This is a genomic window from Streptomyces alkaliphilus, from assembly GCF_014141535.1.
In the GTDB taxonomy this organism is placed as follows: Bacteria; Actinomycetota; Actinomycetes; order Streptomycetales; family Streptomycetaceae; genus Streptomyces; species Streptomyces alkaliphilus.
The window spans coordinates 1-6762 of sequence record NZ_VKHT01000175.1 but is presented as its reverse complement, the minus strand read 5'-3'; the positions used below and the strand labels follow the sequence as shown (position 1 = coordinate 6762).

At 71.3% G+C, this 6762-nt stretch carries 8 protein-coding genes; all 8 read left to right on the top strand.

All coding sequences use genetic code 11. From position 1 onward, the window contains the following. Positions 1–31: 31 nt before the first annotated feature. Entirely contained in the window at positions 32–598 is a 567-nt protein-coding gene (rimM, locus tag FNQ90_RS08350; protein ID WP_182605785.1) for a ribosome maturation factor RimM, read from the top strand. After that, positions 598–1455 carry a tRNA (guanosine(37)-N1)-methyltransferase TrmD gene (gene trmD / locus FNQ90_RS08345; RefSeq protein ID WP_182605784.1) on the top strand — a complete coding sequence of 286 codons (858 nt, stop codon included), beginning with the start codon at positions 598–600 and terminating at the stop codon, positions 1453–1455. Before rimM ends, trmD begins: the two co-directional genes overlap by 1 nt. Before the next feature lie 171 nt (positions 1456–1626). Further along, positions 1627–1974, top strand: coding sequence for a 50S ribosomal protein L19 (rplS, locus tag FNQ90_RS08340; protein WP_143619889.1), 348 nt, complete (start codon positions 1627–1629; stop codon positions 1972–1974). Positions 1975–2008: 34 nt separating this feature from the next. Further along, entirely contained in the window at positions 2009–2869 is an 861-nt protein-coding gene (gene lepB / locus FNQ90_RS08335) for a signal peptidase I (protein ID WP_407699326.1), read from the top strand. A 166-nt stretch (positions 2870–3035) separates the two neighbouring features. Next, on the top strand, positions 3036–3674 hold the full coding sequence (lepB, locus tag FNQ90_RS27145; protein ID WP_228454365.1) for a signal peptidase I: 639 nt from the start codon (positions 3036–3038) through the stop codon (positions 3672–3674). Between the two features lie 170 nt (positions 3675–3844). Continuing rightward, complete coding sequence (gene lepB / locus FNQ90_RS08325) at positions 3845–4840, top strand: signal peptidase I (RefSeq protein WP_182605782.1); 996 nt, start codon at positions 3845–3847, stop codon at positions 4838–4840. Between the two features lie 203 nt (positions 4841–5043). Continuing rightward, positions 5044–5775 (top strand): signal peptidase I, encoded by a 732-nt coding sequence (gene lepB, locus FNQ90_RS08320; protein WP_182605781.1) that lies wholly within the window; start codon positions 5044–5046, stop codon positions 5773–5775. Positions 5776–5860: 85 nt separating this feature from the next. Then, on the top strand, positions 5861–6193 hold the full coding sequence (locus FNQ90_RS08315; protein WP_143619881.1) for a DUF2469 domain-containing protein: 333 nt from the start codon (positions 5861–5863) through the stop codon (positions 6191–6193). Positions 6194–6762: the final 569 nt, after the last annotated feature.

The window sequence follows — 6762 nt, the reverse complement described above, 5'->3', positions numbered from 1 at the left end:
CCCCTCCAGTTCCCGGAAGGCACCCCATCCCGTGCAGCTCGTCGTCGCCCGCATCGGCCGGGCCCACGGCATCCGCGGTGAGGTCACTGTCGAGGTCCGCACCGACGAGCCGGAGCTCCGGCTCGGCCCCGGAGCGGTCCTGACCACCGACCCCCCCGAGGCCGGACCGCTCACCATCGAGGCGGGTCGGGTCCACAGCGGTCGGTTGTTGCTCCGCTTCGCCGGAGTGCGGGACCGCTCCGCGGCCGAGGCACTGCGCAACACCCTTTTGATCGCCGAGGTGGACCCGGAGGAGACACCGGAGGACCCGGAGGAGTTCTACGATCACCAACTCGTGGACCTGGATGTGGTGACGGCGGACGGCACGCCGGTGGGCAGGGTCACCGAGATCTCCCACCCACCGGGACAGGACCTGTTGGTCGTGGAACGCGCGGACGGGGGCGAGGTGCTGATCCCCTTCGTCCACGCCATCGTCCCCGAGGTCGATCTGGCGGCCGGCCACCTGGTGGTGACCCCGCCCCCCGGCCTGCTCGACGTGACCGGGGGCGAGCCCGCAGACGGGGGGAGCGACGACGGGGCGCGGGGGAGTGACCTCTGATGCGCCTGGACGTCATCACGATCTTCCCCGAGTACCTCGCCCCGCTGCGGCTCTCGCTGGTGGGCAGGGCCGCCGATCGGGGTCTGTTGGACATCAGGGTGCACGACCTGCGCGCGTGGACCCATGACCGCCATCACACCGTGGACGACACCCCCTACGGGGGCGGCCCCGGCATGGTCATGAAACCCGAGCCGTGGGGGGAGGCACTCGATGAGATCCTCGCCGACACCCCGGCCGACACCCCGGCCGATCCCGACGCGGACGACGGGGGAGCCGGGTCCCGGGGCCCGGTGCTGGTGGTGCCCACTCCCAGCGGACGCCCTTTCGGTCAGGAGGTCGCCGCCGAGTTGGCCGACCGCTCCCACCTGATCTTCACCCCCGCACGGTACGAGGGCATCGACCGTCGGGTGGTGGAGGAGTACGCGGAGCGCGCGGAGGTGCGCGAACTCTCCATCGGGGACTACGTCCTCGCCGGTGGAGAAGCGCCCGTTCTGGTGATGGTGGAGGCCGTGGTCCGGCTGCTGCCGGGTGTTCTCGGCAACGCCGAGTCCCACCGCGACGACTCCTTCGCGGCGGGCTCCATGGCCCACCTCCTGGAGGGCCCCGTCTACACCAAACCCCCGGTGTGGCGGGGGCGGGAGGTCCCGCAGGTCCTCCTCGGAGGCCATCACGGCCACATCGCGCGCTGGCGCCGGGACCACGCGCTGCGACGCACCGCCGAACACCGTCCCGACCTGCTGCGCGCCGCCCCCCCGGAGAGCTGGGACCCCGGTGACCGCCGATTTCTCGCGGAACTCGGCTGGGAGTCGGGACCGGACGGTCGATTTGGGCCCCGCCCCGGCGCCGTGGAAGAATGAGCCGTTGCCGTCGAACGGCGCGCGCCCCTGCCACAGGGGGCCGGCGTCCGCCGCGGTGGCACCTCCCCGTGGGACGCGAGAGCATCCCGCAGCGGGACCCGATCAGTTCATCCGTTCACCCCATGAGATTCCGCCGATGACCTGTGGCATCGGCGAGGAGAGCAGTAGGTCATGAACCTCCTCGACAGTGTTGACGCCTCGTCGCTCCGCGACGACATCCCGGCCTTCCGTCCCGGCGACACCGTCAACGTCCACGTGCGCGTCATCGAGGGCAACCGCTCCCGTGTCCAGCAGTTCAAGGGCGTCGTCATCCGCCGTCAGGGCTCCGGCGTCCGGGAGACCTTCACCGCCCGCAAGGTCAGCTTCGGCGTCGGTGTGGAGCGGACCTTCCCCGTCCACACCCCGGTCGTCGAGAAGATCGAGGTCGTGACCCGCGGCGCGGTTCGCCGGGCCAAGCTGTACTACCTCCGTGAGCTGCGCGGCAAGGCCGCCAAGATCAAGGAGAAGCGCGAGCGCTGAGTCGTTTTCGTCGCCACCCGGTTACCATCACGGAGTGGCCGACACCGACGCACACCGCACGGAGCGCGACCGCGGCGTCACCCCCTCAGGGGAGGCCGGCCCGCGGTCGCGCTCCGTCGCGTTCACCGGCCGGACCTCCGCTCCCGGTGCCTCGTCGGGAACCACCGGGAACGCCCGCGGGGGACGGCACGTTGGTCCCACCGGGGAGAACTCCCCCGCGGGGGTCGACGGTTCGAGGGACGCCGACGGCCCGCGGCGCCCATCCCGCACGGGCGGGCGCCGCCGAGCGCTGCTGATGGGAGTGCCGCTGGTGGTGTTCCTGCTGATCGGCAGCTACGTCGCGCAGCCCTTCGTCATCCCCAGCCGTTCCATGCAGACCACCCTGGAGGTCGGTGACAGGGTGCTCGTCAACAAGCTCGCCTATCGTTTCGGCGGGGAGGTCCGCCGCGGTGATGTCGTCGTCTTCGACGGCACCGGCATCTTCTCGGGGGAGGGCGACCCGGTCGGGCCGCCGATGCGCACCGTGCGCACCCTCGCCTCCTCCGTCGGGATCGGCCGGGCGCCCGCGCACGACTACGTCAAACGGGTCATCGGGGTCGGCGGTGATCGCGTGCGCTGCTGCGACGAACGCGGTCGTCTGGAGATCAACGACGCCCCCCTGGAGGAGCCGTGGCTCCATCCGGGGAACACCGCCTCGGAGGTCGAGTTCGACATCCGCGTCCCGGAGGGGCGGCTGTGGGTGATGGGTGACCACCGCTCCGACTCCGTCGACTCCCGTGACCTTCTCGGCCGGCCCGGCGGTGGCACGGTCCCCGAGGATCGGGTCATAGGCCGTGCCGAGGTGATCGTCTGGCCGCTCGACCGCCACGCCTCCGTGCGGGGAACCGGTGGGTAGGCGCGGGCGCCCCCCGGGTCGCGCCGGAGGCGGGAGCGCTCGCAGGTCGGCGGGACGGACCCCCGAGGCGGGGGGCCCGGTCGAGGGGCGGGCCGCCCGCCGACGGACGGCCAAGCGGATCAAACGCCGCCGCCGCCTGCGCACCACTCGTGAGATACCCATCCTGTTGGTCATCGCGTTGGCCATAGCCCTGGGCATCAAGACCTTTCTCGTCCAGCCCTTCGTCATCCCCTCGGGCTCCATGGAACAGACCATCCGTATCGACGATCGGGTCCTGGTGGACAAACTCAGTCCCTGGGTCGGATGGGAGCCCTCGCGGGGCGAGGTCGTGGTCTTCAAGGACCCGGGTGGCTGGATGGCCGGTGACCCCTTCGTCGAGGCCACCGAGTACCCCCCGGTGATCCGAGAGGCCCGGACCGTGCTGAGCTGGGTCGGTCTGCTGCCCGAGGACGACGGGGAGCACCTGATCAAGAGGGTGATCGCCGTCGGTGGGGACACCGTGGTGTGTTGCGACGCCGAAGGGTTGATCACGGTCAACGGAACCCCGTTGAGGGAGCCGTACCTGCATCCGGGCAACGCCCCCTCCACCCTTTCCTTCGACGTGACGGTGCCCGAGGGACGGGTGTTCGTGTTGGGTGATCACCGCTCCCGATCCCAGGACTCGCGGTTCTATCTCGACGACCCCGGGCAGGGAACGGTTCCGGTGGACCGGGTGGTGGGACGCGCCGTCGTCATCGCCTGGCCCTTCGACCATTGGACGACCCTCAACGGTGTCGAGGCGTTCGCCGCCGTTCCCGATCCCTGACCGCGGGGCGGGGGTGGTGCCCGGGGCGCGCTGTGTGTCCCGGGAAAGAATTGATCAAATATCCCGCCCCCCGATGCCTGCGGAACCCCCGCTCGTTAGGGGAGGAGGAGGACAACGATCCACCCCGCCCGGGGTGGACCCCAGCGGCCTGAGGAGTGGATGTGGGGGACGTGGCAGTCGGTGCCCGGTCCGGTGCGAACGAGGACCCGGAGGACCGCCCCGAGGGGTCCGACGGGCTTCCCGGGGGCGCCGACGACCCCGGCGTTCCCCCGTCCCGACGGGAGCGCCCCCCGGAGCCCGGTGCCGGGCCCCCCGGGGAACCGGGAGAGGGCCCCGGGGCCCGGGACGGTGACGAGGCCGGGACCGGGGAGGGTGATCGCCGGAAGGGGCCGCCCGGGCAACGTTCCTTCTGGAAGGAACTGCCGATCCTCATCGGCATCGCCCTGGTACTGGCCCTGCTCATCAAGACCTTCCTGCTCGAGGCGTTCTCCATCCCCTCCGACTCGATGCAGAACACCCTCCAGCGGGGGGATCGGGTCCTGGTGGACAAGCTGACGCCGTGGTTCGGCGCCACCCCGGAACGCGGCGAGGTCGTCGTGTTCCGTGATCCGGGCGGTTGGCTGGGGGAGTCCCCCGAGTCATCCGGTCCGTGGGCCACCGTGCAGAAGGGGATCAGCTACGTGTTGCCGTTCCCCTCGCCCGATGACAAGAACCTGATCAAACGGGTGATCGCGGTGGGTGGGGACACCGTCGCCTGTGAACAGGGCGGGCCGGTGACGGTCAACGGGGAGCCGGTCGACGAGACGGACTTCATCTACCCCGGCAACACCCCGTGCGACGACCGGCCCTTCGGCCCCCTGGAGGTGCCCGAGGGCAGGCTCTGGGTCATGGGGGACCACCGCCAGGGCTCCCTGGACTCCCGCTACCACATGGACGGCCCCACGGGCGGTACCGTCTCCGAGGACGAGGTGGTCGGGCGCGCGATCGTGGTGGCCTGGCCCCTCGGTCGCTGGTCCTTCCTGCCGGTTCCCGACGGCTACGAGGAGCTGAACGCCTCCTCCTCGGCGGCCCTCCCGGTGACGGCCCTGTCCGGCGCGCTGGGCGCGGCGGGCGCCGTACCGTTGGTGATGTGGCACCGCCGGCGACGGACGTCCCACGGCGGCTGATGTCTTCGGCGCGGTTCCGGGACGGGGCGTGACCGGAGGCCGGTCGCGGCCCGAACGCGCCGTCCGCGCTCCGTTCCGGGGTCGTCCCGGGAACCGGCGGCGGTCTACGGGATCGCGCCGCCGCCGGATAGGGTCGCTTTCCGACCGTACTTCCCGGCGCGAACATCCGCGTCGGGGCCATCGGACTCCGGGAGGGACGTGGGATGGGCGCAGCGCGGCGCGATGGGGCACGTCTCGGACGATGGCTGTCCGGGATCACGGCCCTCGTCGGGTGCCTGCTCTTCCTCGGCGGCTTCGTCCTGGTGGCCGTGCTCTACCAGCCCTACGCCATCCCCACCGACTCGATGGCCCCCACGGTCCGTCCCGATGATCGGGTGCTCGCCCATCGGGTCGCGGGGGCGGAGGTGCGTCGCGGTGACGTGGTGGTCTTCCGGCAGGACAGCTGGGGCGAGCTGCCCATGGTCAAACGGGTGGTGGCGATCGGCGGGGACACGGTGGCCTGCTGTGAGGACGAGGGACGGCTGCTGGTCAACGGGCGTCCGATCGTGGAGCGCTACCTGGACGTGGGCGAGCCCGCCTCCACCACGCCCTTCGAGCACGAGGTTCCGCCGGAGGAGCTCTTCCTGCTGGGCGACCGACGGGCGGACTCCCTGGACTCCCGCACCCGGTTGATGGAAGGGGAGCCCGCCACTGTGCCGAGGGACAGGGTGAGCGCCCGGGTGGAGGCCACGGTATGGCCTCCGGAGCGTTTCGGGCCCCTGCCCCGGGCCCATGGCTTCGCCGATCTGCCCGGAGGGCTCTCGCAGCCCGGGCCCTTCCGACCGTTGCTGTGGGCGATCGCCTCCGGGGCCGTGTTGATCCTGCTGTCGGTGCTCGTCGGACCGGTCCTGCGCGGCATGACGCGGACGGGGGGAGGCGGAGCACGAGGGAGGTGAGCCGGGGGCGGACCCGTCCGAACCGGGGCGCCGGGCCATGGTGCCGGCGCACAATGAGGGAACGAGCGGCTGAAGGGACCACGTGATGAGCGCCGAGGATCTCGAGAAGTACGAGACCGAGATGGAGCTGAAGCTCTACCGGGAGTACCGGGACGTGGTCGGGCTCTTCACCTACGTGATCGAGACCGAACGGCGCTTCTACCTGACCAATGACTACGAGATGCAGATCCACTCGGTCCAGGGAGAGGTGTTCTTCGAGATCACCATGGCCGACGCGTGGGTGTGGGACATGTACAGACCCGCCCGGTTCGTCAAGCAGGTGAGGGTGCTCACCTTCAAGGACGTCAATGTGGAGGAGCTGAACCGCAGCGAACTGGATCTGCCGGAGAACTCCGGGTTCCGGGGCGGGGGCTCCTGAGAAACCGGTCCCCGACCTCACGTGCCTTGTTCTCCGGGACGGCCGGAGGCGGCCCGGGCCCCGAAGGGCGGCCGAATCGGCTGTGGAGCGTGGCCGGCGTTCGGTCTCTGTCCCCACCCGTTCGGGTGAGGGAATGAGAGCTTCGGCCCGGGTTGTCCACAGAAAAACGCCTCTCCTCGCCGAGTCCGGGTGATCCACGCCACCCTGGTCGCATGATCACTCACCTGCTGCGATCACGTGTTCACCGGTTCGGGATCCGGGTGTCCCGGCCTTCCCCTCCCCGATGTCTCCCGCCCCGGGGCGGGGCGGAGCGGTTCCGGTCGGGGCCCGACCTCCGGCGGGCCGTGCTGGTGCCGGCCGCCGTGCTCGTCTCGGTGGCCGTGTCCGTGGCCTTGGCGGTCAGGAGCGCTCCCACCACGGGGACGACGAGGGGGAGCGGCCGGGGGCACTCCTGACCGTCTCCGCCGCAGACGCGGACACGAGGATGTCCCACCTCTCCCGCCGGCTCGGGGAGACCGGGGCCCGGAGTCCGACCGACCCCTTGGGCGGGGAGCGGCGCGGGGAGGACG

Bases quoted from the DNA above. Each gene is read 5' to 3' on its own strand.
- trmD (WP_182605784.1), top strand. From the start codon at position 598: ATGCGCCTGGACGTCATCACGATCTTCCCCGAGTACCTCGCCCCGCTG.
- rplS (WP_143619889.1), top strand. From the start codon at position 1,627: ATGAACCTCCTCGACAGTGTTGACGCCTCGTCGCTCCGCGACGACATC.
- lepB (WP_182605781.1), top strand. From the start codon at position 5,044: ATGGGCGCAGCGCGGCGCGATGGGGCACGTCTCGGACGATGGCTGTCC.
- FNQ90_RS08315 (WP_143619881.1), top strand. From the start codon at position 5,861: ATGAGCGCCGAGGATCTCGAGAAGTACGAGACCGAGATGGAGCTGAAG.